At 64.1% G+C, this 25,305-nt stretch carries 22 protein-coding genes; 8 read left to right on the top strand and 14 right to left on the bottom strand.

All coding sequences use genetic code 11. The features are described from left to right. Positions 1 to 116: 116 nt before the first annotated feature. Positions 117 to 1,178, top strand: a complete 1,062-nt coding sequence (locus ACFOJ9_RS34645) for an LLM class flavin-dependent oxidoreductase (protein ID WP_378986028.1) — start codon at positions 117 to 119, stop codon at positions 1,176 to 1,178. Between the two features lie 37 nt (positions 1,179 to 1,215). Here ACFOJ9_RS34645 and ACFOJ9_RS34650 read toward each other — a convergent pair whose 3' ends face one another. Together ACFOJ9_RS34650 and ACFOJ9_RS34655 are read right to left on the bottom strand one after the other, a co-directional pair. After that, complete coding sequence (locus ACFOJ9_RS34650; RefSeq protein WP_378986030.1) at positions 1,216 to 2,046, bottom strand: helix-turn-helix domain-containing protein; 831 nt, start codon at positions 2,044 to 2,046, stop codon at positions 1,216 to 1,218. 104 nt (positions 2,047 to 2,150) lie between these two features. Next, entirely contained in the window at positions 2,151 to 2,768 is a 618-nt protein-coding gene (locus tag ACFOJ9_RS34655) for a carboxymuconolactone decarboxylase family protein (RefSeq protein WP_378986032.1), read from the bottom strand. A gap of 232 nt (positions 2,769 to 3,000) precedes the next feature. On the opposite strand from ACFOJ9_RS34655, the gene ACFOJ9_RS34660 reads away from it, so the two are divergent. Together ACFOJ9_RS34660 and ACFOJ9_RS34665 are read left to right on the top strand one after the other, a co-directional pair. Next, a complete protein-coding gene (locus ACFOJ9_RS34660; RefSeq protein ID WP_378986034.1) occupies positions 3,001 to 4,161 on the top strand; it encodes an AI-2E family transporter in 1,161 nt (386 codons plus the stop codon). Between the two features lie 68 nt (positions 4,162 to 4,229). Then, positions 4,230 to 5,231, top strand: coding sequence for an LLM class flavin-dependent oxidoreductase (locus ACFOJ9_RS34665; protein ID WP_378986036.1), 1,002 nt, complete (start codon positions 4,230 to 4,232; stop codon positions 5,229 to 5,231). Positions 5,232 to 5,331: 100 nt separating this feature from the next. Here ACFOJ9_RS34665 and ACFOJ9_RS34670 read toward each other — a convergent pair whose 3' ends face one another. Continuing rightward, positions 5,332 to 6,351, bottom strand: coding sequence for a LacI family DNA-binding transcriptional regulator (locus ACFOJ9_RS34670; RefSeq protein ID WP_378986038.1), 1,020 nt, complete (start codon positions 6,349 to 6,351; stop codon positions 5,332 to 5,334). 220 nt (positions 6,352 to 6,571) lie between these two features. On the opposite strand from ACFOJ9_RS34670, the gene ACFOJ9_RS34675 reads away from it, so the two are divergent. From ACFOJ9_RS34675 to ACFOJ9_RS34685, 3 genes are read left to right on the top strand one after another with little or no spacing between them, the layout of a single operon-like run. Beyond that, positions 6,572 to 8,155, top strand: coding sequence for a sugar ABC transporter ATP-binding protein (locus tag ACFOJ9_RS34675; RefSeq protein ID WP_378986040.1), 1,584 nt, complete (start codon positions 6,572 to 6,574; stop codon positions 8,153 to 8,155). Beyond that, entirely contained in the window at positions 8,152 to 9,477 is a 1,326-nt protein-coding gene (locus ACFOJ9_RS34680; protein ID WP_378986042.1) for an ABC transporter permease, read from the top strand. Before ACFOJ9_RS34675 ends, ACFOJ9_RS34680 begins: the two co-directional genes overlap by 4 nt. Next, entirely contained in the window at positions 9,464 to 10,432 is a 969-nt protein-coding gene (locus ACFOJ9_RS34685; RefSeq protein ID WP_378986044.1) for a substrate-binding domain-containing protein, read from the top strand. Before ACFOJ9_RS34680 ends, ACFOJ9_RS34685 begins: the two co-directional genes overlap by 14 nt. 266 nt (positions 10,433 to 10,698) lie before the next feature. Here ACFOJ9_RS34685 and ACFOJ9_RS34690 read toward each other — a convergent pair whose 3' ends face one another. From ACFOJ9_RS34690 to ACFOJ9_RS34715, 6 genes are read right to left on the bottom strand one after another with little or no spacing between them, the layout of a single operon-like run. After that, positions 10,699 to 11,160, bottom strand: coding sequence for a MarR family winged helix-turn-helix transcriptional regulator (locus ACFOJ9_RS34690; protein WP_378986046.1), 462 nt, complete (start codon positions 11,158 to 11,160; stop codon positions 10,699 to 10,701). Beyond that, positions 11,157 to 11,741 (bottom strand): amino acid synthesis family protein, encoded by a 585-nt coding sequence (locus tag ACFOJ9_RS34695; RefSeq protein ID WP_378986048.1) that lies wholly within the window; start codon positions 11,739 to 11,741, stop codon positions 11,157 to 11,159. Before ACFOJ9_RS34695 ends, ACFOJ9_RS34690 begins: the two co-directional genes overlap by 4 nt. Further along, a complete protein-coding gene (locus tag ACFOJ9_RS34700) occupies positions 11,734 to 12,618 on the bottom strand; it encodes a UPF0280 family protein (RefSeq protein ID WP_378986050.1) in 885 nt (294 codons plus the stop codon). The genes ACFOJ9_RS34695 and ACFOJ9_RS34700 overlap by 8 nt, the downstream gene beginning before the upstream one ends. Further along, positions 12,618 to 14,159, bottom strand: coding sequence for a 6-hydroxynicotinate reductase (locus ACFOJ9_RS34705; RefSeq protein ID WP_378986052.1), 1,542 nt, complete (start codon positions 14,157 to 14,159; stop codon positions 12,618 to 12,620). Before ACFOJ9_RS34705 ends, ACFOJ9_RS34700 begins: the two co-directional genes overlap by 1 nt. Then, complete coding sequence (locus tag ACFOJ9_RS34710) at positions 14,156 to 16,972, bottom strand: molybdopterin-dependent oxidoreductase (protein ID WP_378986054.1); 2,817 nt, start codon at positions 16,970 to 16,972, stop codon at positions 14,156 to 14,158. The genes ACFOJ9_RS34705 and ACFOJ9_RS34710 overlap by 4 nt, the downstream gene beginning before the upstream one ends. Next, on the bottom strand, positions 16,969 to 17,832 hold the full coding sequence (locus ACFOJ9_RS34715) for an FAD binding domain-containing protein (protein WP_378986056.1): 864 nt from the start codon (positions 17,830 to 17,832) through the stop codon (positions 16,969 to 16,971). The genes ACFOJ9_RS34710 and ACFOJ9_RS34715 overlap by 4 nt, the downstream gene beginning before the upstream one ends. A gap of 260 nt (positions 17,833 to 18,092) precedes the next feature. On the opposite strand from ACFOJ9_RS34715, the gene pncA reads away from it, so the two are divergent. Together pncA and ACFOJ9_RS34725 are read left to right on the top strand one after the other, a co-directional pair. Continuing rightward, on the top strand, positions 18,093 to 18,707 hold the full coding sequence (gene pncA / locus ACFOJ9_RS34720; RefSeq protein ID WP_378986058.1) for a bifunctional nicotinamidase/pyrazinamidase: 615 nt from the start codon (positions 18,093 to 18,095) through the stop codon (positions 18,705 to 18,707). Between the two features lie 256 nt (positions 18,708 to 18,963). Beyond that, positions 18,964 to 20,358, top strand: a complete 1,395-nt coding sequence (locus ACFOJ9_RS34725) for a sodium:proton antiporter (protein WP_378986060.1) — start codon at positions 18,964 to 18,966, stop codon at positions 20,356 to 20,358. Between the two features lie 224 nt (positions 20,359 to 20,582). Here the strand turns inward: ACFOJ9_RS34725 and ACFOJ9_RS34730 are convergent, their stop codons facing one another. The 5 genes from ACFOJ9_RS34730 to ACFOJ9_RS34750 all read right to left on the bottom strand — a co-directional run bounded on the left by ACFOJ9_RS34730 (position 20,583) and on the right by ACFOJ9_RS34750 (position 25,100). After that, positions 20,583 to 21,665 (bottom strand): transposase, encoded by a 1,083-nt coding sequence (locus tag ACFOJ9_RS34730; protein WP_056580349.1) that lies wholly within the window; start codon positions 21,663 to 21,665, stop codon positions 20,583 to 20,585. Between the two features lie 156 nt (positions 21,666 to 21,821). Further along, a complete protein-coding gene (locus tag ACFOJ9_RS34735) occupies positions 21,822 to 22,541 on the bottom strand; it encodes an ABC transporter ATP-binding protein (protein WP_378986062.1) in 720 nt (239 codons plus the stop codon). Next, positions 22,538 to 23,263, bottom strand: coding sequence for an ABC transporter ATP-binding protein (locus tag ACFOJ9_RS34740; protein ID WP_378986064.1), 726 nt, complete (start codon positions 23,261 to 23,263; stop codon positions 22,538 to 22,540). The genes ACFOJ9_RS34735 and ACFOJ9_RS34740 overlap by 4 nt, the downstream gene beginning before the upstream one ends. Continuing rightward, positions 23,260 to 24,222 (bottom strand): branched-chain amino acid ABC transporter permease, encoded by a 963-nt coding sequence (locus ACFOJ9_RS34745; protein WP_378986066.1) that lies wholly within the window; start codon positions 24,220 to 24,222, stop codon positions 23,260 to 23,262. The genes ACFOJ9_RS34740 and ACFOJ9_RS34745 overlap by 4 nt, the downstream gene beginning before the upstream one ends. Beyond that, on the bottom strand, positions 24,219 to 25,100 hold the full coding sequence (locus tag ACFOJ9_RS34750) for a branched-chain amino acid ABC transporter permease (RefSeq protein WP_378986068.1): 882 nt from the start codon (positions 25,098 to 25,100) through the stop codon (positions 24,219 to 24,221). The genes ACFOJ9_RS34745 and ACFOJ9_RS34750 overlap by 4 nt, the downstream gene beginning before the upstream one ends. Positions 25,101 to 25,305: the final 205 nt, after the last annotated feature.

Consider the following 25,305-nt stretch of genomic DNA (forward strand, 5'->3'; position numbering starts at 1 on the left):
CACCGAACGGTGAACCGCTCTTTCTCTCTGTTCTGACGCAATTCCGGACGGAAAACCGTTTCACACTTTTCCTGGAATTGCTCTAGCCCGAAAACCCAACACCAGGATGACATCAGATGGAACTCGGTCTCTACACCTTCGCCGACGTCAGCCCGCAGCCGGGCCCCGGCGCCATCGGCCCTTATGAGCGGCTGCGCAACCTGATCGAGGAGGTCGAACTGGCCGACCAGGTCGGCCTCGACGTGTTCGGCCTTGGCGAGCACCACCGGCCTGACTATGCCGCCTCCGCACCGGTCGTGGCCTTGGCCGCGGCCGCCGAGCGCTCGAAGCGCATCAAGCTGACCAGCGCGGTCACCGTTCTGTCTTCCGACGATCCGGTGCGTGTCTTCCAGCAGTTTGCCACGCTCGACCTTCTGTCGGGCGGCCGCGCCGAGATCATGGCGGGGCGCGGCTCGTTCATCGAATCCTTCCCGCTGTTCGGCTACAATCTAGAGGACTATGATGAGCTGTTCGCCGAAAAGCTCGACCTTTTGCTTGCCATCCGCGATAGCGTGAAGGTCACCTGGTCCGGCAATCTGCGGGCGCCGATCAACGATCGCGGCGTTTATCCCAGGCCCTTCCAGGACAGGCTGCCGGTCTGGATCGCCATTGGTGGGACGCCACAGTCTGCCGCCCGCGCGGGTGCGCTCGGCCTGCCGCTGGCGCTCGCCATCATCGGCGGCGAGCCGGCGCGCTTCGCGCCGCTGTTCGATCTCTACCGCGAGGCCGCCAAGCGCGCCGGCAGCTATCCGGCTGATCTCGCCACCAGCATCAACGTGCACGGTTTCATCGCCGAAACGACCGAGCAGGCGGCCGACGACTTCTACGGCCCGCAGGCGGAGGTGATGAACCGCATCGGCCGCGAGCGCGGCTGGGGTCCGACATCGCGGGCGCATTTCGATCAATCGCGCGGCCCGAACGGCGCATTGTTCGTCGGCAGTCCCGAGCAGGTGGCCGAAAAGATCGTCGCCCAGCACAAGATCTTCGGCAATGACCGCTTCCTGCTGCAGATGGCGATAGGCACCATGCCGCACGCCAAAATCATGAAGGCGATCGAACTCTACGGCACCAGGGTGGCGCCGACGGTGCGCAAGGAAACGGCGAAATCCGCGCCGGCGCTGGCAGCGCCTGTCGCCTGAGCGGCGGGCGGCTCGCCCACAGCCCGGCTGTTGCACGCTACGGGTTGCCAGCGGCCCGCATCATCTCGGCATGATGGATTTCGGTCGCCTCGTCCGCCGGGAACATGCACTCGATGCGCAGTTCCTGGGCGGCAACGGTTTGCGGCGTGCCCACGGTGGTGATCATCGAAAAGTAGTTGAGGACCCGGTCTCCCCTGATGAAACCCAAAGGAATGAAGGGCATGAAGCCGATCGCCACAGGGTTCTTCCAGTCACTTTTCACATCCGGGTAGGCGAGCAGCTCTGCCAGCAAGGCCTTGGTCTTCTCGTCGACGACGCGGCCGATGGATTCGCGGTAGACGCGTTCGAACAAACTCCTCGCCACGTCCTGCCAATTGGCGACGAACGGCCGCATGCCCTGAGGATCGAACATTAAGTGCAGAATGTTGCGCGGTCCCTGGCGAGCGTCCATGTCGATGAAACAGCCGAAGAAGCGCGGTGCGGATTCGTTGGTCATGAGCACGTTCCAGTATCGATCCATGACCACGGCGGGAAATGGCTCATGCTGCCGCAACATGCGCGTCAGGGCATTGGTCACGCTTGTCATCTCTTCGGAGTCCCACGAGCTCTCGGAAAACATTGGCGCGTAGCCTGCCGCCAGCAGCAATGTGTTGCGGTCGCGCAGGGGCATATCGAGCGCCTGCGCGATGGCCATCAAGGTCTGGCGGTTGGGAACGCTGCGGCCGCTTTCGACGAAACTGATCTGCTTTTGCGAAATGCCCGTATCGAGCGATAGGTCGAGCTGGCTGCTGCCACGCAGATCACGCCAGTGGCGCAGGAGCACGCCCAGGTTCGGCATCATGTTGGTCGTGAGTTTCGCCGATTTCATTGCTCATATCCTCGCAACCCACCTGCACCATACACGGCGACCGGCAGCGTCTGATGCCCGACAGCGCATGGATGGCATCACCAATCCATGCGCCGTCGATTGGTTCAGGCCGCCGCGGACCACGCCTGGGGCTGGAGGCGTTCCTCGATCGGCGTGCCGGCCATATTGGTGGTGGTTGCCGCCACGGTGGAAACGCCAACACCGGTCACCACTTCCAGGATCTGGGCCTTCGAATAGCCCACCGAGATAAACGCGTCGATGTCCGCATCGCTCACGTTTCCCTTGTTCTCGATCAGCGCCTTTGTCAGCGCCGAGAGTGCCGCATATCTGGGATCTCTCGGCAATCTGCCTGCGCGGATCGCTTCGACTTCGCTTTCGGCAATCCCATCTTCGATGGCGAAGGTCGAATGCGCGGCAACGGTCCAGGGACATTTGATCGTGACCGCGTTGGTAAGCAGCAGAACCTGCTTTTCGATCTCGTCGAAGCTGCCGCCGTGAAAACTGCCGAAGATGCCGACGAACCCGTTGAGAAGAACCGGATTGTTCGCCATTGTCGCCAGCGCATTCGGAAGGAAGCCGATTTTCTCTTCCAACGCCTTCAGCGCGGGCTTGGATTTTTCCGGCGCCGACTCGATTGTCTGAAGGTTGAATCTCTGCATCGTAATGTCCTCTTCCAAGATCAGTTTCTGTTTGCACCTCGCGTTGCGCCAATGTTCGGTCATTGCTTCCTTCTGGCGTCGCGAAAGCCTGCCTGTATTAGGCTTGTCGAAGGCGTGGTCTCAATTACACGCCATGTAATATTTCGACCGATGCGCCCCGCATTGCCGTCTGGTTCCCGCCGAGCCCGTATAAGGGCCTCATTCCGGAAGCCGGCTCATGGAACCTGCGACCGTAACTTTGCGTTTCATACGGGCAATTGGCGATCGCTGAGGGGCGCCGGCCTGAGGGGCGAGCATGAAAACCGAACCCACTGCCTTGGGCCAAGCCGCAGCCGAAGAGTCGGATTCGCGCGTCGCGGCTCGTGCCGACACGCATCTGATGCGTTTGCTGCTCGTCGGCATCTTCCTGTTCATGGCCGTCTATGCGCTCTACTTCGCCCGCGCCTTCTTCATGCCTGTCATGCTGGCTTTTCTGCTGGCGCTGACGCTGACGCCGATCGTCCGGCTTCTGCGCAAGCACGGCATCCCCGAAGTGATTTCGGCGACCCTTCTCGTGCTGTTGTCGATCTGCATCTTTGCCAGCGTAGGCTACCTGCTCAGCGGCCCGATCATCGACCTCATCAACAACACCTCTTCGATAGGCCAGCAACTCACCGAACGGTTGGCGCAGTTGCGCCGCCCGCTCGAGAGGATCATGCAGATTTCGCACCAGATCGAACAGTTGACCCAGACGTCGCAGGAGCCGGGCATCCAGAGGGTGGCGGTGGCGCAGTCCGGCATCCTGTCGGCGGCCGCCAGCAATATCCTGTCGGCCGGAACAGGCCTGACCATCATCTTCGTGCTGTCGCTGTTCCTGCTCGCCTCCGGAACGATGTTTTATGAAAAGATCATCCAGTCCTTCGCCAGCCTCAGCGAAAAGAAACGGGCGCTGCGCGTCGTCTATGACGTCGAGCGCGAAATCTCGCACTATCTGCTCACCGTCACCATCATCAATGCCGGCCTCGGCACGGTCATCGCTCTCGGTCTGTGGGCGCTCGGCATGCCCAATCCGCTGGTCTGGGGAGCCGCCGCGGCGTTGCTCAACTTCCTGCCCTATGTCGGAGGGCTGATCACCATCGTGCTTGTCACGATCATGGCGCTGATCAGCTTCGACACCATCTTCTACGCGCTTTTGGCTCCGGTCTTCGTGATCTTGTGCGACACCGTCGAAGGCCAGTTCGTGACGCCGATGGTGGTCGGCCGGCGCCTGGAGATCAACGCCGTGGCGATCTTGATCGCCATCGCCTTCTGGTCATGGCTGTGGGGCTTCGTCGGCGCCCTGATGGCGGTGCCGTTGCTGGTCGTCATCAAGGTGTTCTGCGACCATTTCGACGGACTCAGCCATGTTGGCAATTTTCTCGCCGCGCAGCAGACGGCCGTCGTCGAGGAGGACGACACCGAAGCTGTCAAAGGCTGATCAATATTTTTGAATTTGCGGCGCCGCCGGGTGCTTCCTACATGCGGTCCTGACACAGGACCCCACCCATGACCGCTCTTTCCGTTCTCGACCTGTCGCCGATCGTCGAAGGCAGCGATGCCTCGCAGTCGCTGGCCAACTCGCTCGATCTTGCCCGCCATGCCGAGCGGCTGGGCTACACACGCTACTGGTTGGCCGAGCATCACAACATGCCGGGGATCGCCAGTGCGGCAACAGCTGTCGTCATCGCCCATGTCGCCGGCGGCACGAAGACCATTCGTGTCGGTGCCGGCGGCATCATGCTGCCCAACCATTCGCCGCTGGTGATTGCCGAGCAGTTCGGCACGCTGGCAGCATTGCATCCGGGCCGCATCGATCTCGGCATCGGCCGGGCGCCCGGCACCGACATGGGCACGGCCCGCGCCTTGCGCCGCAACCTCGAGGCCGGGGTCGACAATTTCCCGCAGGATGTCGTCGAGCTGATGGGCTATTTCCAGCCGGCCGAGGAAGGCCAGCGCATCCGCGCCGTGCCCGGCGAAGGCCAGAACGTGCCGGTCTGGATCCTCGGCTCCAGCCTCTACGGCGCGCAGCTCGCCGCCATGCTCGGCCTGCCCTACGCCTTCGCCTCGCATTTCGCGCCGGCGGAGCTGGATCACGCGCTGGACGTCTACCGCTCGCGCTTCCAGCCGTCCGAGCAGCTCGACAAGCCGCGTGTCATGCTTGGCCTCAACGTCTTTGCCGCGCCCACCGATGCGGAGGCCAGGCTGCTGTTCACCTCGTTGCAGCAGGCCTTCGTCAATCTGCGCACCGGTCGGCCCGGCCGGCTGCCGCCCCCGATCGAGAACTATGACCGCGATCTCGATCCGATGGCAAAGACCATGCTCGACCAGGCGCTGTCCTGCGCCGTCGTTGGCTCCCCAGAAACGGTCCGGCAAGGCATCGATGCCTTCGTGCGCCGCACCGGCGCCGATGAGTTGATGGTCACCGCGCAGATATCAGACCATGCGGCGCGGGTGCGGTCGTTCGAGATACTGGCCGAAGCGCACAAATCGCTGTCGCAGGCGGCCTGACAGTCTTGGTGCGAGAGATTCTTGGCTTGGAAGCTGCGGTCCGCCTCTGCTGAAGGCAGGGCACCCTTCCGCAAGATCGAGCGCCGCCGACGCGCGAAAACTACGCGCTCACGCTCTGCGCAATCGCGCCGAGCGGGCGGCATGAATTGCGGATCATCAGCCGGCCCTTGAGCAGCAGCTTTCGCGGCGGCGCGTCCCTGTTGCCGGCGAGACGGTCGAGCAAGAGATTGGCCGCCTGTTCGCCGATCGCCTGCACCGGCTGGGCGACCGTGGTCAGCTGCGGCTGGAACACGTCGGACCATGGGAAATCGTCGAAACAGGCGACCGAAATGTCTTCCGGGCAGGACAGGCCGATGTCCCGGATCGCCTTCATGGTGCCGATCACCATCGGGTTGTTGGCCGAAAAGATCGCGCTTGGCCGATCGTGCGAGGAAAGCATCTGCATGGTGGCGTTATAGCCGTCGATTTCGTGGAAATTGCCGAAGCGGATGAGCTCCTCCGCGATCGGCAGGCCAGCGGCGTGAAGCGCCTCGCGATATCCCGCCATGCGGTCATGCATCGGTGAAATGTCCGACGTGCCGGTGATGTAGCCGATGCGTCGATGGCCGAGATTGATCAGATAAGTGATGGCGTCGAACACCGCGCGCTGGTTGTCGAGCACCACGGTATCGGTGTCGACGCCCTCGCAGATGCGGTCGAGCAGCACGACCGGCACATTGGCGTCGTCGACGATCCGCTTGAGGATCGCGCCGTCGCCGACGCGCGCCACGATCAGCCCATCGACCATGCGGTCGAGCAGCAGCCTGATCTGGTCGTCCTGGGTGTTCAGGTCCTCGTCCGTGCAGCACAGCATGACGGCATAGCCGGCCCGGTCGAAGGCCTGTTGGATGACCGATACGACATCGGTGAAGAACGGGTTGGTGATGTGCGGCACGGTCAGCCCGATGGTGCGCGTCGTGCCCATCTTTAGGCTGCGGGCGATCGCATTGCGCTTGTAGCCGATATCGCGGATCGCCTGTTCGATGCGCTGGCTGAGCTCCGGGCTGACCGTCGCCGTGCCGTTGATCAACGCCGACACGGTGGCGACCGATACACGCGCCGCCTCAGCCACATGAAGCATGGTGGGTGCGGTTGATTTGCGCTGCTTTTTTCGCCCTGACGCTGTCATTTTCGAAACGTTTCGCCACCCCTTGCTGCCAATACCTACGGAATACCGTCCTATTAAGCAAGAATCGAACTGCATAAAACTTCCGTCATCGTATATCGGCTTGACACGATCGAAACGTTTAGATTAGCGTTTGCGGGAAGTTGACGACGACGGAAGGGAGGCCGCCATTGTCATGGAACACGCGAGTCCCCTTTCCCCGGAGAACGGTGCGGCGGATCGGTCAGGCACCGTTCTGAGCGCCGAGCGCATCTCCAAGAGCTTCGGCGGCATCGCCGCCCTGGTCGATGTCGGCTTCGAGCTGCGGCGCGGCGAGGTCCATGCCTTGATGGGCGAGAACGGCGCCGGCAAGTCGACGCTGATGAAGATCCTCTCCGGCGTCTACACCGGCTATGAAGGCACGGTCAGCGTCGATGGCCGTCCGGTCAGCTTCGCCGGCGTGCGCGACGCCGAGGATGCCGGCATCGCTATCATCCACCAGGAGCTGAACCTGGTGCCCGAACTCAGCGTCGCCGACAACATCTTCCTCGGCCGCGAGAAGCTGATCGCCGGGCTGATCGTTGACCGCAAGGCGAGCGGCCGCGCGGCGGGTGCTTTGTTGCAGCGGCTCGGCATCGAACTCGATCCGCAAGCCCGCGTCGGCGCCTTGCGCGTCGGCGAGCAGCAACTGGTCGAGATCGCCAAGGCGCTGTCGATGTCGGCACGCATCCTGATCATGGACGAGCCGACCTCGGCGCTGTCGCCGGCCGAATGCCAGCGGCTGTTCCGCATCATCCGCCAGCTTGCCGAGAGCGGCGTCGCCATCGTCTACATCTCGCACCGTATCGACGAGGTGATGCATCTGGCCAGCCGCGTCACCGTGTTTCGCGACGGGCGCCATGTGCTGACCGAGCCGATGGCCAGGCTCGACGAAGATGCGATCATTTCTGCGATGGTCGGACGCAACCTGCTCGCTTCCACCCAGGAAGAGCGCAGCGCCAGTGGCAAGATCGTGCTTTCGGTCGAAAACCTGTCGCTGTCGAAACCCGATGCCCATGGCTGGCGCACGGTGATCGACGGCGTCGGCTTCGATCTTGCCGCCGGAGAAATCCTCGGCATTGGCGGGCTGCTGGGTTCGGGCCGCACCGAGATCCTGGAAGCGATCTTCGGCTCGAGTGATGGCCGTACCGGTGGCGAAATCCAGGTCGACGGCCGGCCCGTGTATATCCGTTCACCCCGCGACGCGAGGCGGCTGGGCATCGCGCTGGTCACCGAGGATCGCAAGACGCAAGGCCTGCATCTGCAGGCATCGATCACGGACAATGTCGCGCTGCCGCTGGTCGGATCGCTGGCGCGCTTCGGCATCCGCTCGCTGGCCGGCGAGCAGGGGCTGGCGCGGCAGGCGGTCAAGGCGCTCGGCATCCGTTGCCAGGACATCGACCAGCCCGCCGGCACGCTGTCGGGCGGCAACCAGCAGAAAGTCGTCATCGGCAAATGGCTGGCGACGAAGCCGAGGGTGCTGTTGCTCGACGAGCCGACGCGCGGCATCGATGTCGGCGCCAAGCGCGAGATCTACGACCTGATCTTCAAGCTGGCGCGCGACGGTCTCGCCATCGCCGTCATCAGCTCCGAACTGCCGGAGCTGCTGCACCTCTCCGACCGCATCCTGGTGATGGCCGATGGCCGCCAGACAGGCATTCTTTCCCGCGACGCGGCCAGCGAGGAGGCCATCATGCGCCTCGCCGCCCCGCGCCGGACGATATCGAGACCAGCCGCATGACTGCCCTGAAGCTCCTGTCCCGGACCAAGCTCTATTGGGGCCTGATCGCCATCTTCCTGATCGGCGTGCTGGGCTCGCCGATGAGTTCGAAGGGCAACAACATCTTCCTCTCCTACGGCAATCTGCTCGACGTGCTGCGCCAGGTCTCGACCACCGGACTGATCGCCACCGGCATGACGGCGGTGATCATCACCGGCGGCATCGATCTCTCCGTCGGCTCGCTGATGGCGATCTGCTCGGTGGTCTGCGCCATGCTGCTGACGGTTCCAGGCGTGACGCCGGGCGTCGTGCTGGGCGTGCCGACCGTCGCCCTGGTGGCGCTTTGCCTCGGTTTCGTCGTCACCCGCTTCATCTTCCAGAACCTCGCAAAATCCCGTGCCGGCGCCGATCTTGTCCGCGAAATCAGGCTTGACGGTATTCGTGGCGTGGTCACGCCCGCCGTCGTCGGCGTGGTCCTGTGCTGCCTGTCCCTGTGGTATCTGCTGCCGCAGATCGAGTCGAAATTCGGCGTGCTCGGCGTGCTGCTGGTGGCGCCCTGCGTCGGGCTGCTGTTCGGCGCGCTCAACGGCTTCATCATCGTTGCCGGGCGGTTGCAGCCCTTCATCGTCACCCTGGCGATGATGGTGACGGCGCTCGGCATTGCCCGGCTGACCGCAGGCCAGAACAATGCGGTGCTGCCGGTCTATACCGGTTCGAACGCCACCGCCGATTTCGAGATACTGCGCTCGCTGGTGTTCGGCGTCATCCCGATGCCGGGCCTGTTTTTCCTCGGCGCCATCCTGATCTATGGCGCGGTGCTGCGCTTCACACCGTTCGGCCGCTATGTCTATGCCATCGGCGGCAATGAGGAGGCGGCGCGGCTCTCCGGCATCGCCGCTGGCCGCGTCAAGATCGCCACCTATGCCGTCTCCGGGCTGCTCGCCGGCATCGCCGCCGTGCTCTATGTCGCGCAGTACCGGCAAGGCAAGCCGGATGCCGGCGCCGGGCTGGAGCTCGACGCCATCGCCGCCGTGGTCATTGGCGGCACCAGCCTGATGGGCGGGCGCGGCAGCCTCACCGGCACGTTCTGCGGCGTGCTGATCTTCGGGCTGCTCTCCAACATCCTGCAGCTCCACAACATCAATTCGAACCTTCAGCTGGTGCTGAAGGGGATGATCATCATCGGCACCGTGCTCGTGCAGGAGCGCAATGCCGGTGATCTCCTGGCCTATCTGCGCCTGCCCGGCGGGCAAGCGGCGCACAAGGAAACGGCCGCGGCAAAGCGGCTGTCGCAAGAGACCTCGTCTCTCAATCTCGGAGGAAACAAAAATGAAACGACGTGACATGCTGAAGCTTGCCGCCGTTGGCGCGGCACTGCTGACCACCACCGCGCTCATGACCACCGGCAATGCCTTCGCCCAGGACAAGAAGTGGAAGATCGGCTTCTCGCAGGTGACGACCATCGAGCCCTGGCGCGCGCAGTTCAACAAGGACATCCTGGCCGAAGCCGCCAAGCATCCCGATGTCGAGCTGATCATCACGGACGGCGAGGACAAGACCGAAAAGCAGGTCGCCGATGTCGAGAACCTGATCCGTCAGGAGGTCGACGCGCTGCTGGTGTCGCCGAAGGAATCCGCCGGCCTGACCGGCGTCGTGCAGCAGGCGATCGATGCCAAGATTCCGGTCTTCGTCCTCGACCGCAATGTCGACACCAAGGACTACACGCAGTTCGTCGGCGGCGACAATGCGCTGATCGGCCGTGCGGCCGGCGAATATGCCGTCGAGCTGCTCGGCGGCAAGGGTAAGGCTTCAGGCAACGTCGTCGAGATCTGGGGCGGCATGGGCACCCAGCCGGCGCATGACCGCCATGACGGCTTCCATGAATTCACCGACAAGGAACCGGGCATCAAATATCTGCTCGATCAGCAATCGGGCGACTGGAAGCAGGACCAGGCCTATAATTTGATGGCCAACGCGTTGAAGAGCAACGAGAAGATCGATCTCGTTTACGGCCACAACGACCCGATGGCCTACGGCGCCTATCTCGCCGCCAAGGATGTCGGCCGCGAGAAGGACATCAAGTTCATCGGCATCGACGGTCTGCCCAACGAAGGCGTGCAGATGGTGAACAAGGGCGAGCTGACGGCGACCTTCACCTATGTCACCCCCGGCGCCGAAGGCCTGCGGCAGGCGATCAAGTTCCTCAACGGCGAGAAGGTCGAAAAGACCATCACTCTGCCGACCGAGAAGATCACCAAGGAAAACGCCGCTCAGGTGCTGAAAGACAACGGCCTCTGAGTTTTCGCCGGGCCAAGGTCTAGGTTCTTCGTCCCAGGGACAGCTTGGCACCCTTTCCTCTCCCCCGTCGATCGGGGGAGGTGGCTCGGCGAAGCCGAGACGGAGTGGGGGTCGACCCTTGGCGCGATGCAGGAAGATTCTTGCGCCCTGGTCCTCTTTCAGTATTCGTTGGCGGCGGTTGCCAGGTGGTTCCCCCACTCCGTCGCTGCTTCGCAGCGCCACCTCTCCCCCCTCCGGAGGGAGAGGAAAGGACCTCGCCGCCGCACCTACGCCAATTTCGCCAGCAATTTCATGAAGGTGGCGATCTCCTTGGCCGAGAGCGGCGCCAGTGTCTCCTGGGTGATCTCGCGGGCCAGCGGGATCAGGCGCTCGATGGCGTCGCGGCCTTCCGTGGTCAGATTGACCAGCAGCCGCCTTTTGTCGACCTCGTGCTTGGAAAGCTCGACCAGGCCGCGCGCCTTCAGCCGGTCGATGACGCCCTTCACCGTCGCCGCATCCATGGCGATCAGCGTGCCGAGCTGGTTCTGCGAGGTCTCGCCGACGTCGCGCAGCTTGGCGAGCGCCGCGAATTGCGGCGGCGTCAGGTCGCCGATATGCGCGGCAAAGATCGAAACATGGCGCTGATGGGCCTTGCGCAGGATGAAGCCCACCTGCTCCTGCAAGAGGTAATCCTGGTCGTCAGGCTCTTCGGCCTCGACCAGCTTCAGCAGATTGTCCTCGGCGCTCACCGCAGCCCATCCCAAGCTTTGATGTCCTCGGCCGCGAGACCGCCCAAGCGATTGTGAATGCGCGGGCCGCAGGTCATGGCGAGGCAGAACAGGATCTCGTCGGGACGCGGCCCGTCATTGATGCCGACTTCCATAGCGTCGAAATGGCTGCGCACATAGGCGGCGTTGATGTGGCCGAGCGGGACGTCGAGCTTTGAACCGAAAGCGCCGACCTTCTTCGCCGACGGCACGATCGCCTTGGCGTCGCCGAGCCGCTCGCGCATGGCGTAGCCGCCGGGCACATGCCAGAGCGCGCCATGTTCCAGCTCACCCGCCGTGCCGACAATGGCGCCCTTGCCATAGCCGTCGATCTGTTTGACGTCGCCGCCGAGCGCCGCGATCAGCCGGTCGGCGAGCAGCAGGCCGAGCGGCTTCAGATCGTCCATGGCGCTCTGCAAATCTTCTACATAGCGCCCGGCGAACGGGTTCTTGACCAGCGCCATGGCAGCGGCGCGGCGGCGCGGCACTTTGGGCAGCGGCCCGCCCTCGTGAAAGATCTCTTCGGTCAGAACCGCGATCTTGCGGATCGGAAACTCAGGCATGGGCAACTTCCTTCCATTCATGCTTGTTGGGCGCTGCAAGCGCGACCGAGCCACTGATGCGGGCCTCACCGCCAAGAAACAGCGCCGATCCGGCAATCAGGCCGCGCCGGCGAAAATTTTCGGCGACGACAAGGCCATTGTCCAGCGCCCGCGCCACCTCGCCAGGCGCAAGCGTGCCGACGCCTTGCGTCACCAGCCGCGGGCCAAGATCGCTGTCGGGCGACAATTCATGTGCGGAAATGCGCCTGATGGCGGGATTGCCGGGCAGGTCCACCGCGTTGGCAATGAGCGTCGCCGCCGCATCGGCTTCGGCGCCAGTCCGCGCGAGCACGGTGACGGCGTCGGCAATGCCAAGCGAGAAGGAGCGGCCACGCCAACCGCTGGTGGCAACGCCACGCACACCATCTTCCGCGCGGATCGTGATGCGGTCGGCGATGCCGTTGCCGGTGCCGGCGACCGCCAAGCTCATCGACTGGCCCTTGCCGATATGGAGCGCACAGTCGCCGCCATTGTTGACATAGGCGCGCTTGAGCTTGCGACCGGCAAGCAATGCGGCGAGCATTTCGTCGGCTACCGATCCTGCGACTGCGGCCATCGGTGTTATGAAGCATTCCGCCAGGGGCAAGACGGCTGCTTCCATCCGGCGCGCCGTCGGGCCGGCGAAGGTGCGCGGCGCCAGGAAAAACGCCGGGAGCCGCAATTCGGGGAGCTCCTCGACCAACTCCATCAGGATCGTCTGGAAGCGCGCGACAGCTTGCGCGTAAGCGGCGCGACACTCATCCGCGTGGCCAAAGGTCTCGATGATCAGATCGATCGGCCCGTGGTTGAGATGCAGCCGCTTCCCGTCCTGCAGCCAATGCGTTTGCGGGCGGTCCATCATCCGGTCTCGTTCGACGCAGCGCGGCGCAGTTGCGCCAGCGGTGGCCATGGATTGCTGGCCGCAGCACCGGTGCCGCGTCGAGGATTGAAATATTCGCCACCCTTGGCAACGATATCCTCGACACTGCGGATCTCGGCCTCGTAGCCACCGAGCCTGATATAGTCATCGCGGCGGAGCGTGAATTCGATCGGCGCCACAAGTGCGGGGGTCGGCACATAACCGAAGGCGCCCTCCGGCACCCTGGTGACATCGACCATCAGCGTGATGCCGCCGCCCGGCCAGACATAGACCGGCGCGCCGCCGACCGTCACATAGGTGGTCAGGCCCTGCACCGATCGCGTGAGGTTGACCGGGTTCTCGGTAACGCCGGCGCGCAGCGAACCGCCGGCACCGCCGATGAACAGCACGGTGCACAGCGCCGGCTCGCAATTGTCCTCGATCAGGCCGACCGATTTCTGCAGCCGCTCGGGAAAAGGCTTCAGCACCGGCTTCAGCTCGTCATCGAGCTCGTAATAGGCGAACTGCTCGCCGGTGGTCGAAACCATCAGCAGCGACAGGCCCGGCCGCGCGCCCTTCTTGGCATTCCATTCGCCGAGGATCGACAGCGGGTCGGAAATGCTGGTGCCGCCCCAGCCAAGGCCGGGCTCGGACACCTTGAAATAGCGGCCCGGCGTCGAACGGCGGCCGATGATTTTTATCCCGGTATCCTGCCAGCCCAGCACCTTGCCGGCCTGGTGCTCGGAAACGACGCCGGTGATGTGGTCGTCGACCACCACCACCTCGTCGACCAGCCCGCGCCATTGCGTGGCGAACATGCCGATGGTGGCCGAGCCGCAGCCGACGCGCATGCGGTGTTCCTGCTTGCCGTCGATGACTGGTGGTTTGCCGGCTTCGACGATGGTGGTGGCGCCGCCGTCGATGGCCAGTTCGACAGGCTTGCGGTTGCACAGATCGAGCAGCGCGTCGCAGGTCGCGCGGCCTTCGGCCTTGGAGCCGCCGGTCAAATGATGCACGCCGCCCAGCGACAGCATCTGCGAGCCATATTCGCCCGTCGTGACATGGCCGATCGCTTCGCCCGCTGCGCGGACTATTGCCGTTTCGGGTCCGATATGGCGGTCGGTGTCGATCTTCACCTTGACGCCGCAGTAGGAGAAGATGCCCTCCGTGACGACAGTAACGAGATCGACGCCCTCGACTTCCTGACTGACGATGAACGGGGCCGGCTTGTAGTCGGGGTAGGTGGTGCCAGCGCCTATTGCCGTAACGAAGCGGCGGCCGGTGTTGACCAGTTCGCCGTCCCATGCCTCGCCCTCGGCAACGAACGGCACGATTGCCGCGCCGGTCTGCGACGTATGATCCAGGATCGTCAGCGGATCCATCCGCACGATCCTGCCGCCGACATTGCCGTAGCGGTCGCAGGCGCCGGTGCGCCCATCGGCAATGTAGCACATGACAGGACAGGCATCGCAGCGGATCTTCTCCGCCACCAGCTTCTCGCCGGGATCATGGGTTTCGAAGCGTTCGGCAAGCTCGCTCATCGGCGTGCCTCCTTTTCGCGGATGGCGGCGCGGATACGCGTCGGCGTCGCCGGAACCTTGGTGACCAGCACACCGGTGGCGTGGCGGATGGCGTTGAGGATCGCCGGTGCCGTCGGGATCAGCACATGCTCGCCCAGACCCTTGGCGCCGAAGGGTCCTTCCGGATCCGGAACTTCTATCAGGATGGTCTCGATCGGCGGCACGTCGCCAATGGTCGGAATGAGATAGTCGTGCAAATTCTCGGTGCGGCCGGGGATGTACTCCTCCATCAGCGCCATGCCGATGCCTTGCGCGATGCCGCCTTCGATCTGGCCTTCGACCAGCAGCGGGTTGATCGCCTTGCCGACATCGTGCGCGGCGGTGATCTTGATCAGCTTGACCGTGCCGAGCTTGAGGTCGACCTCAAGTTCGGCGATCTGCGCGCCATAGCCGTAGACGGCGTAGGGTTTGCCCTGGCCCTTGGCATCGAGCGGCAGCGTCGGCGGATCGTAGGTCTCCTCGGCGCGGAAGACGAAGCCTTCGGCATCCACGTCGAGCGAGGCGAGGTCGATACGGCGCGTGGCTTCGCCTTCGCGGATGACGATTGCCGGGCCGTCGAGTTGCAGGGCTGCGTTTTCGGAAACATTGGCAAAGCGCAGGATCTTTTCACGCAAGGCGCGGCCGGCCTTTTCAGCCGCCTTGCCGGTGACGAAGGTCTGGCGCGAGGCCGATGTCTTGCCCGCGTCGGGAGTGATGGCCGTATCGGCGCTCTTCAGCTGGAATTTCTCCAACGGCAGGCCGAGCGCGTCGGCGCAGATCTGGGCGATGACGGTGTTGGAACCCTGGCCGATATCGACGGCGCCCTGGTGCAGGATGACCGCGCCGTCAGCCGCGATGCCGACCCGGATTGTCGACGGGTTAGGCAGCGAGGTGTTGCCGCAGCCGTACCAGCAGGACGCGACGCCCACGCCGCGCTTTCTATCCCTATTGGCACTGTTGAATGCATCCGCATCAGCCGTCGCCCGCACCCAATGCGGCTGTAGCGATTCGAGACACTCGGCAATGCCGACGCCGGAGTCCAGAAGCTGCCCGGTAACCGTTTCGGAGCCGTTCCGAAGGCAGTTCTTCAGGCGAAAGTCGAGCCGGTCGATGCCGAGCTTGCCGGCCAGCTCGTCATAGAGCGTCTCCTGCATGATCGTCGCCTGCGGCACGCCGAAGCCGCGGAAAGCGCCTGAGATCGGCCCATGCGTATGGATGGCGCGGCCTTCGGCGCGATAGTTCGGCGTCGCATAGGGCCCGGAGGCGTGCACCGGCACGCGGTTGGCGACCGTCGGCCCCCAGCTTGCATAGGCGCCGGTGTTGAAATCGCCCTCAAAGATCATGCCGGTGATCAGGCCATCGGTATCGGCGCCGATCGTCGCTTTCATCTCGGCTGGATGGCGCTTGGTGGTGGAAATCATCGATTCGGTGCGGGTGTAGGCGAGTGCCGCCGGTCGCCCCGTCTTCAGCGCCACCAAGCCGATCAAAGGCTGCAGCGAAACGTCGAGTTTGGAGCCGAAACCGCCGCCGGTCGCGGTCGGCACGATACGCACCTTGTCGACGGCAAGGCCGAGCACCTTCGCCGTCTCGTCGCGGTCCATGTAGGGAGCTTGGGTACAGGCGACGACCACCAGCGTGTCACCGTCCAGATAGGCATAGCCGGCTTCCGGTTCGATATAGGCGTGCTCGACATAGGAGGTGTCGATGGCGCCGGAGACGGTGACGACAGCGTCGGCTAGCGCCGCTTCCGGGTCGCCGCGTTCGACCAGGCCGGAGGTGAGCAGGTTTGCCGGCCGGCTTTCATGAATCAGCGCGGCTCCGTCAGCCTGCGCTTCGGCGGGTTGCAGAAAATGCGGTAGTTCGCTCCAGCGGATCGGAAAATCCGACAGGTCGAGATCGAGGATCGCCTCACGCTCGCCGGCAACCAGCGCCACCGCCTCGCCACGAAGCCGCGCAAACCCTTCGGCCAGAGCCGGCTGGTCGGCGAATGGGCCGATAGCGCCGAAACAGTTTTTTCCCGGAATGTCGGCTGCCGTGAACACACCGGCGAGGCCAGGGTGCTGTTTCGCCCAGCCGTCGAGGTCACCGAAGGCGAAGCTGGCATGGTAATGCGGAGAGCGGACAACCAGCACCGCCAGCGCATCGGCAGGGAAGGAATCGCCGCCGAATTTCTCGCCACCGGTAACCTTCGGCACGCCGTCGAGCCTGATGGGCGAGGAGCCGATCGCATGGCCTGATTGAGGCAAGCGGAAATCGAGGCTTGGCGCCTGCAGGGAGGCATCCATCACCGCCGCGATGATCTTCCGGTAGCCGGTGCAGCGGCAGAGAATACCGCCCAGTGCGTCCTGCACCTCCACCTCGGTAGGACTGGGCTGCTTGTCCAGCAATGCGGTTGCCGCGACCAGCAGCGCCGGCGTGCAGATGCCGCATTGTGCCGCGCCATGGGCGAGGAACGAGGCCTGCAGCGCCGACAGCCGGCCATTGGCGAGGCCTTCGACCGTTGTCACCGACGTTCCGGCTGCGGAAGCCGCCGACATCAGGCAGGCGCAAACGGGATCGCCGTCGACCAGCACCGTACAGGCGCCGCAGTCGCCGGCGTCGCAGCCGACCTTGGTGCCGGTCAGCCCCAATTCATCGCGTAGCACCAGGGACAGCCGGCGCAGCGGTGGCACATTGACCGAGATGGCGGTGCCATTGACCTCGAAGACGATGTCGGCGCGCGCAGCGCCGAAGCCAGGCTGGACGTTGCCGAGGTCGGACAGGGCTTCACGCACTTCAGGTTGAACTTGGCTCATGCCGCCGCCACCTCGTCATCGGTCGTCCGTCCCACAGCCGCAAGCACGGCGCGGGCAACGATTTCGCGCACCGCATCGAGCCGGTATTCGGCGCTGCCGCGCACGTCGGCGATCGGCGACAGTTCAGCCATCGGTGCGGACAGGACCGCATCGGCAAGTCCGCCGTCCACCGGCAGCCCGCGCAGCGCGGCTTCGACGCCGGCGAGCCGCTTGGCCACCACCGAACATGACCCGGCGGCGACAGCGGCGTCGCTGACGATGCCATCCTCGACGACCAGACGTGCCGCCACCATGGCGATGGAAATGACGAGGTAGCGCCGCGCGCCGAGCTTGACGAAAGCCGACGTGCCCGTGGCGGCGGGTTTCGGCACGCGGATGGCCGTCACCATCTCGCCGGGCAGCAAGGCAGTGCGGCGGTTGCCGAGAATGAAGTCCTGCAACGGCAGATGCCGCGTCGCGGCCACCGAGCGCAGCTCGACCTCGGCATCGAGGACGAGCAGACCCGGCACGCCGTCGGCGGCAGGCGACGCGTTGCAGAGATTGCCGGCGACCGAGGCGACGTTCTGGATCTGCACCGAACCGACCTCACGCGCCGCCAGTTTCAGCGCATCGAAGGCCGGCGGCAAGGGATGGCGGATAAGGTCGGTCCAGGTCGTGCGCGCACCGATGACGAAATATCCGTCCGTCTCGGCAATGCCGCGCAGCGCCGCCAGGCCGTTGACGTCGAGGACATTGTCGCGGAAGGGCTTGCTGCCTTGCGCCGGATAGAAGTCGGTGCCGCCGGCAAGGATGCGCCAGGCGCTCTCGCCAAGCAAAGCGAGCGCTTCGTCGACCGAGGTGGGTTTCGCGTAACGGATCACGCTTTGCCTTCCAGAAAAGGGACCTTGCCGAACCAGGTATTTTCAAAAGAGCTTCCGGTGTTCGGGTCCGGAAAATTCATTCGTATGCAAATGATATCAAGACGGCAGGAATTGTCAAAGCCGGAGTTTGCGGCGGCTTGATCGGCACGCATTTGTTACGAAGCCAGAGGTTGACGCGGCCGGCCATCTGGTCGAGTTTCTGCCTCCGGTCGCGGCAGCGGCATTTTCCACTGGAGCCTGCATACAAAAGAGGAAGCCCCATGGCCGACGAAGCGCTTGTTGTCATCGACCTGCAGAACGACTTTTGTCCGGGCGGCGCGCTGGCGGTTGCCGGCGGCGACGAGATCGTGCCGCTGGTCAACGACCTGATCCGGAGAACCGACCATGTCGTGCTGACGCAGGACTGGCATCCCGCCGGTCATTCCAGCTTTGCCTCCAGCCATCCGGCCGCGCAGCCTTTCACGATGATCGAAATGCCCTATGGCCAGCAGACGCTGTGGCCGGACCATTGCATCCAGGGCAGCCTCGGTTCGGATTTCCATTCCGGCCTCGCCTGGACCAAGGCCGAGCTCGTCATCCGCAAGGGATTTAGGCCTGATATCGACAGCTACTCGGCCTTCTTCGAGAACGACCGCACGACGCAGACCGGCCTTGCCGGCTATCTCCGGGAGCGCGGCATCGACACGCTGACCCTGGTCGGCCTGGCGACCGATTTCTGCGTCGGCTTCTCGGCGCTGGATGCCGTCAGCCAGGGCTTTAAAACCACCGTCCGGCTCGATGCCTGCCGTGGCATCGATCTCAACGGTTCGCTCGATACAATGCTGCAGCGCATGCGCGGCGCCGGCGTGACGCTCGAAGACCATTTGGCGGATTGAACGGACCGTGGGGCAACAGGTAAAGAGTAGATGCCCCAAGGCAGGGTCAACGCCCTTGGGTAGGAACCCCCTCACCCGGATTGCCAGCCGAATTGCGAAGGGCAATTCGGGGCAATCCGACCTCTCCCCGAGGGGAGAGGAGGTCGCCGGCGCCGAAGCTCGTCTCTTCTCCCCAACGGGGAGAAGGTGGCCGCGTAGCGGCCGGATGAGGGGGCCTTTTTCATATCCGGTCCCCCTGTGGGCAGCATGTGCTGCAATGATTGCCGCCACGCTGTTTCCAGCACAGGCCCTCGCGGCGGAGGAACACGGTCTGCCCGGCGCCGTGATGTCGCTGTGGTGGGGGCTGCCCTTTGCCGGGCTGCTCTTGTCGATCGCCACCGGCCCGCTGCTGTTCCACCATGTCTGGGAGCACCACTACGGCAAGATCGCAGCACTTTGGGCGGCACTGGTGATTGTGCCGCTGGCATTTGCCTTCGGTATCCCCCAGGCAACCGAGGCGGTGCTGCATGCGCTGCTCACCGAATACATGTCGTTCATCATCCTGCTGTTTGCGCTCTATACGATTTCAGGCGGCATCCTGCTTGCCGGCAACATCCACGGGACGCCGCTGGTCAATGCCTGCCTGCTGCTGGTCGGCGCACTGCTGGCCTCGGTGATCGGCACGACCGGCGCCTCGATGATCCTGATCCGGCCGATCCTGCGCGCCAACGATAACAGGCCGTTCAACGCCCATGTCGTCATCTTCTTCATCTTCCTGGTTTCCAACATCGGTGGCTCGCTGACACCTTTGGGCGACCCGCCGTTGTTCGTCGGCTTCCTGCGCGGCGTCGACTTCTTCTGGACGACCGCCAACCTCTACCGCGAGACACTGTTCGTCGGCGGCGTCGTGTTGGCCGTCTTCTTAGGCATAGACATCATCCTGCACCGGCGCGAGGCTGGCGCGCCGAAGATCAAGGATCCGACGCCGGACACGAAGGTGCGTCTGCGCGGCCTGGCCAACATTCCGCTCCTGGCCGGTGTGATCGGCGCCATCCTGCTGTCGGCGGCCTGGAAGCCGGGCGTCAGCTTCTCCGTGTTCGGCGTCAGTCTTGAACTGCAGAATCTGGTGCGTGACGCCATCATCCTGGCGCTGGCCCTGCTGTCGCTTCCGCTCTCATACAAGAGCCACCGGGAAGCGAACGGCTTCAACTGGGGTCCGATAGCAGAGGTGGCCAAATTGTTTGCCGGCATCTTCATCTGCATCGTGCCGGTGATCGCCATCCTAAGGGCCGGCCATGACGGCGCGCTGGCGCCATTGGTCGCCCTCGTCACTTCGCCCTCGGGCACGCCCAACGATCTCGCTTATTTCTGGCTGACCGGTGCCCTGTCGTCCTTCCTCGACAATGCGCCGACCTATCTGGTGTTCTTCGAGCTTGCCGGCGGCGACCCACGGCATCTGATGACGGAGTTCGCCTCGACTTTGGCGGCGATCTCGGCAGGCGCGGTGTTCATGGGCGCCAACACCTATATCGGCAATGCGCCGAACTTCATGGTCTATGCCATCGCCCGGCATCGCGGCGTGAAGATGCCGGGCTTTTTCGGCTATATGGCATGGTCGGGCCTGGTGCTGATCCCGATATTCCTGGTCGCTGGAATCCTATTCTTTGGGTGAGTCGGCGAAGGGCGCCAAGCCCCTACCTCCCCCTTGAGGGCATATGCGCTAAGATAGCTTCGGCATGGACTGAAATTTGCGCTTTCGTGGTGGCTCACGCCATCGATGTCGCAAGGCATGGAGATTTTGGCGCAGGGCTGCCAAGGGAGGTTGAGCAAAGATCGCTGCGATCAGAGAGGCGACGATCTGGCGGGTGGCGCGCCACAGCAGCGGGCGCCCGTCGCTCAAGGGGGAGAGACACCCAACTCCTGCGAAAGGGGTTCGGTCACAAGCGCGATGAGGAAGTGGGCAAGAATCCAAGGCTTTGCGATCCTTGGGTCTTTGGCTGGAGGCGCGCGCAGTCCGATCAGGCTCTTCAGACGCTTGAAGGCGAGCTCGATGCGCCAGCGCATGCGATAGAGCTTGAGAACTGTGCCGGAGGGAAACTCCTCCTGGTCAAGCGAGGTCACAAGGATGACAAAGCCGGCGGCAATCAGCGTCTCCGGTTGAACCTGCTTGCCCTTGGCCTTGGCTTCCTTGTTGATTTTGCGCCGCGCTTCTTGTGTCGCAGCCTCGGATTTGCGCAAGGCGATCAGGCGCATCTTCAGGGGCTCGCCCTTCTTGAGGCCCAGCCAGACAGGCGTTTCGATGACCTCCTCCCGGCAGCTCTTCAGGTGGCCGATGAGATCGAACGCCTTGCCGTTGGCGTCGAGCCATCGCACATTCTTCCACGGCGCGCGCACGACAACGTCGCCGTCTTGCGCCATGACCTTTGCGATCCGCTCGGCCTGCAGATAGGCGCGGTCGCCGATGCGGATCTCGCCCGGCACCACCGGCACGCGGTCGATCAGCTCGGCCTCGCTCTGGTCGGTGATCTCGAGGAAATCGAACTGCTCGCGCTCAAGATCGAAGGCGCAGTGCATACGCCAAAGGCCATTGTTCTTCTTCTCATGCACACCCGCCTTGGCAACCGATGTCGCATCGAGGATGCGGATCAGCCGGCCCTTAGGCAAGCCTTCCTCCTCGCGCTTCAAAAGGTGCCCGATCAACTGCTGCAGCCACGGCCCTGCATTGCGCAGCCGGCCGAGCAACGCCACGTCCGAGATGTCGGCGATCCCGCTTGCCGCCGCCCAGGCCACGACGCCCCGCATGCCCACCTTGCCAAGGCAGTAAGCCAGTGTCAGGCGCAACAGATCAGTAGCCGACCTGACGCCCCGCGGCCGCAGAAACGCCTTCGTCTCGCGGGCACTCCCTGCAATCAACTCTTCACCGCCGAGGAGCTCAATCGTCTCGGCCCAGCCGTCATCTACAAGCGATTCGTGAGTCATCGCAGCGTAGAATCACAACCGATTCCCCACTGCAACACCTATCTTAGCGCATATGCCCTTGTGGGGAGGTCGGACCGAAGGTCCGGGTGGGGGTCTGCGCCGCACCCCCGCCCCGCTGCTTCGCAGCGACCCTCCCCACAAGGGGGAGGGTGATCCTCAACCTACCCCCACATACCGCCTGACCGCCGACGGGTCGGCGCGCAACTCCTCGACATCGACCGTCTCGCGGTTGCGGCCGTTTTCGATGAAGGCAACGCGGTCGGCGACCGAAAGCACCGCATCGACACGCTGCTCGACCAGGATGGTCGAAACGCCCATGTCGCGCAGCTTCGACACCGTCTCGCGGATCTTGGCGATCATCGACGGCATCAGCCCTTCGGTCGGCTCGTCGAGCAGCAGCACCTGCGGCTCGAGGCAGAGCGCCCGCGCCATCGCCAGCATCTGCTGTTCGCCGCCGGACAGAGTACCAGAGCGTTGCCTGAGCCGCTGGCGCAGCAGCGGGAAAAGGTCGAGGACATTTTCCCGCACGGCCTTGCCCTTGCCGCGCGCCATCAGGCCGATCTCGATGTTTTCCGCCACCGTCATCTCGGCGAACAGCCGCCTGCCTTGCGGCACATAGGCGACGCCGGCCTTGGGCACTTCATGCGCCGGCAGCCCGGTCAACTCTAGGCCAGCCAGTTTGATCGAGCCGGCGCTTGAGGGAACCAGCCCCATGATAGCCTTGAGCGTCGTCGTCTTGCCGGCGCCATTGCGGCCGAACAGGCACAGCACCTCGCCCTTGTTCAGCACCAGATCGAGGCCATAGAGCACCTGGACCTCGCCATAGAAGCAGTCGAGCCCCGATATGGTCAGTGTTTGAGACTTAGGTTCAGTCATGGGGCGGTCCCCAGATAGGCTTCCTGCACCGACACGTCCTCGCGGATCGCTTCGGGCGTGCCTTCGGCCAGGATCTTGCCGGCGTTGAAGACGGTGATGCGGTCGGCGAGTTGCATGACAACCGGCATGTTGTGCTCGATCAGAAGCACGGTGGCGTTCTTGGCGATCTCGCGCACCAGCGCGATGAAATTGTCGATCTCAGAGTCGGCCAAGCCTTGCGTCGGTTCGTCGAGGATCAGCAGGCGCGGCTTCAGCGCCAGGCCCATCGCCACTTCCAGCAGGCGCTGATGGCCGTAGGACAACTGCCCGGCCGGCATGTGCGCGCGGTCGGCCAGGCCGGTGCGTTCGAGCGCCGACATGACGCCAGCGCGCACCGCACCCTTCGAACGGCCATCGCTCAAAGTCCGCTGCACCGGCAGCGCGACATTGTCGTAGGCGGAGAGATTGGCAAAGACGCTGGTGATCTGGAACGTGTAGGCGATGCCCTGGCGCACCCTGACATAGGCCGGCTGGCTGGTGATGTCGGCGCCGTCGAAGACGATCATGCCGGAAGACGGCTGGATGCGGCCGCTGACCAGGCTGACGAAGGTGGTTTTTCCTGCGCCGTTCGGGCCGATGACGGCGCGGATCTCTCCCGGCATCAGCGCGAAGTCGACGCCGTCGACGGCGCGCAGACCGCCGAAATTGCGCGACAGATCCTTGGTGGTCAAAAGCGGCATCATGGCAGCCACCCAAGCCAGCGCTGGCGGATGCTGCCCAGAATGCCTTTGGGGAAAAACAGCACCAAAAGGATGAGCGCGATGCCGACGATCAGTAGATAGGCGGAGGTGTAACCGCTGGTGATGTCGATGACGTAATACATGAACAGCGTGCCGATCAGCGGCCCAAGCGTTGTGGCAGCACCCCCCAGCAGCACCCACAGCAGTGGCAGGATCGAATACTGCACCGAAGCGAAACTCGATCCGACATAGCCGAACAGCAGCGCATAGGCGGCCCCCGAGGCCGCGCAGATGGTGCCGGAGATGACGACAGCGGCGAGCTTGTTCGAGAACGTGTCGTAGCCCAGCATCTTCGTCCGCTCCTCGTTCTCGCGGATGGCGACCAGCACGCGGCCATATCTGGAGCGGACAATAGCCAGCGTGACGAGCAGCACGATCGAAAACAGCCCGAGCGCCGTCATGTAGCGCACGGTCGGATTGGTGAGCTCGAGCGACGTCGCGCCGAAAGCAAGGACACGCGCCGGCTGCGGCACGACCATGCCCTGGTCGCCGCCGGTCCATGACGCGAAATAGAGGATGAGGAGGTAGAAGACCTGGGCGAACATCATGGTGACGATCATGAAGGCGACACCCGTCGTGCGCAGTGCCAGCAAGCCGATCACTAACGCCAGGGCAGCGCCGCAGGCAATTCCGCCGAGGAAGGCCAGGGGTACGCCCCAGCCGAGCTGGATGACGGCAAGGCCGGCGCCATAGAGCCCGGCGGCGAAGAACATGGCATGGCCAAGGCTGAGCAGGCCGACATAGCCGAACAGCATGTTGTAGCCCATGGCAAAGACCGCCAGCACCATGATGCGGGCAAGCAGGCCGTGATAGTAGTCCGGCAGCAGGAAGCTCAGCACGAAGAGCAGCGCGATGACGCCGAGATGCAGGGCATAGGCCTTGGCCGGCGACGCTTCGCTCATCGCGACGCCGTCCCGAACAGGCCTTGCGGGCGGAACACCAGCACCATGGCGACGAGCAGTGTGGCGATGATCTTGGCCAGCGTCGGTGAGAAGAACATCGAGATAATGCCGTCGGACAGGCCGATCAGCACGGCTGCGACGACCGTGCCGCGCAGCGAGCCGAGGCCGCCGATGATGACGACGATGAAGGAGAGCAGCAGCGGATCCTGCCCCATCAAATAATGCGCCTGGCTGATCGGCACGATCAGCACCGCGGCAATGGCCGCCACCATGGCGCCGAGCGCGAAGACGCCGCCATAGACACGGCCGACGGGAATGCCGAAGGCCTGTGCCGTTTCGCTGTCATACTGCGTGGCGCGCATGATGAGGCCGATCTTGGTGCGCGTCAGCACCAGCCACGTCGCGATCAGCAGCAGCGCCGAAGTGGCGATGATGGACAGTTTGTAGCCGGAGTAGCCGAACCACGGCAAAAGGATGCGGTAGCTGAACGGCGGCTCGACGGGCCGCGCCTCGGGACCATAGAAGGACAGCGCCAGCTGCTGGATGATGTAGAGCATGCCGATGGTGGCGACGATGGTGGCTTCCGGATTGTAATTGAGCCGGCGCAGCACCAGCCGTTCGGCGACCAGCGCAATGGCGCCGACGATCAGCGGCGCAATCACCAAAGCCGCGAGGAAGCCGAGCGCCGGGTGGCCGCCGATGGCGGTTGTGATCGCCCAGGCGAGCACCGCGCCCAGCATGAAAAACTCGCCATGCGCGACATTGACCACCCGCATGACGCCGAACACCAGCGACAGGCCAAGCGCCGTCAGCGCCAGCACCGCTGATGTGACGAGGCCTTCGAGGGCAGCGAGGAGGAGGTGGGGACCGAAGTGCATTGGTTATGCACACGTAGGTGCCAAGAGCACCCCCCTCTGTCCTGCCGGACATCTCCCCCGCAAGGGGGGAGATTGGATTTCACGCAAGGTTTCGCCAATCGTCAATGCCGGTAGATAGGCGCCGCCGCACGAACCGCCGATCTCCCCCCTTGCGGGGGAGATGGCCGGCAGGCCAGAGGGGGGTGGCTTGGCGCTCACGCTTGCT

This window comes from Mesorhizobium cantuariense, from assembly GCF_042647205.1.
GTDB classification, from domain to species: Bacteria; Pseudomonadota; Alphaproteobacteria; order Rhizobiales; family Rhizobiaceae; genus Mesorhizobium; species Mesorhizobium cantuariense.

Excerpts from the sequence above, each read along its gene's own strand:
- ACFOJ9_RS34685 (WP_378986044.1), top strand. The coding sequence starts at position 9,464 with ATGAAACGACGTGACATGCTGAAGCTTGCCGCCGTTGGCGCGGCACTG.
- ACFOJ9_RS34695 (WP_378986048.1), bottom strand. The coding sequence starts at position 11,741 with ATGCCTGAGTTTCCGATCCGCAAGATCGCGGTTCTGACCGAAGAGATC.
- ACFOJ9_RS34675 (WP_378986040.1), top strand. The coding sequence starts at position 6,572 with ATGGAACACGCGAGTCCCCTTTCCCCGGAGAACGGTGCGGCGGATCGG.
- ACFOJ9_RS34645 (WP_378986028.1), top strand. The coding sequence starts at position 117 with ATGGAACTCGGTCTCTACACCTTCGCCGACGTCAGCCCGCAGCCGGGC.
- ACFOJ9_RS34710 (WP_378986054.1), bottom strand. The coding sequence starts at position 16,972 with ATGAGCCAAGTTCAACCTGAAGTGCGTGAAGCCCTGTCCGACCTCGGC.
- ACFOJ9_RS34650 (WP_378986030.1), bottom strand. The coding sequence starts at position 2,046 with ATGAAATCGGCGAAACTCACGACCAACATGATGCCGAACCTGGGCGTG.
- ACFOJ9_RS34670 (WP_378986038.1), bottom strand. The coding sequence starts at position 6,351 with ATGCTTCATGTGGCTGAGGCGGCGCGTGTATCGGTCGCCACCGTGTCG.
- ACFOJ9_RS34740 (WP_378986064.1), bottom strand. The coding sequence starts at position 23,263 with ATGATGCCGCTTTTGACCACCAAGGATCTGTCGCGCAATTTCGGCGGT.
- ACFOJ9_RS34660 (WP_378986034.1), top strand. The coding sequence starts at position 3,001 with ATGAAAACCGAACCCACTGCCTTGGGCCAAGCCGCAGCCGAAGAGTCG.
- ACFOJ9_RS34655 (WP_378986032.1), bottom strand. The coding sequence starts at position 2,768 with ATGACCGAACATTGGCGCAACGCGAGGTGCAAACAGAAACTGATCTTG.
- ACFOJ9_RS34725 (WP_378986060.1), top strand. The coding sequence starts at position 18,964 with ATGATTGCCGCCACGCTGTTTCCAGCACAGGCCCTCGCGGCGGAGGAA.
- ACFOJ9_RS34750 (WP_378986068.1), bottom strand. The coding sequence starts at position 25,100 with ATGCACTTCGGTCCCCACCTCCTCCTCGCTGCCCTCGAAGGCCTCGTC.
- ACFOJ9_RS34665 (WP_378986036.1), top strand. The coding sequence starts at position 4,230 with ATGACCGCTCTTTCCGTTCTCGACCTGTCGCCGATCGTCGAAGGCAGC.
- ACFOJ9_RS34680 (WP_378986042.1), top strand. The coding sequence starts at position 8,152 with ATGACTGCCCTGAAGCTCCTGTCCCGGACCAAGCTCTATTGGGGCCTG.
- pncA (WP_378986058.1), top strand. The coding sequence starts at position 18,093 with ATGGCCGACGAAGCGCTTGTTGTCATCGACCTGCAGAACGACTTTTGT.
- ACFOJ9_RS34730 (WP_056580349.1), bottom strand. The coding sequence starts at position 21,665 with ATGACTCACGAATCGCTTGTAGATGACGGCTGGGCCGAGACGATTGAG.
- ACFOJ9_RS34700 (WP_378986050.1), bottom strand. The coding sequence starts at position 12,618 with ATGGACCGCCCGCAAACGCATTGGCTGCAGGACGGGAAGCGGCTGCAT.
- ACFOJ9_RS34705 (WP_378986052.1), bottom strand. The coding sequence starts at position 14,159 with ATGAGCGAGCTTGCCGAACGCTTCGAAACCCATGATCCCGGCGAGAAG.
- ACFOJ9_RS34745 (WP_378986066.1), bottom strand. The coding sequence starts at position 24,222 with ATGAGCGAAGCGTCGCCGGCCAAGGCCTATGCCCTGCATCTCGGCGTC.
- ACFOJ9_RS34735 (WP_378986062.1), bottom strand. The coding sequence starts at position 22,541 with ATGACTGAACCTAAGTCTCAAACACTGACCATATCGGGGCTCGACTGC.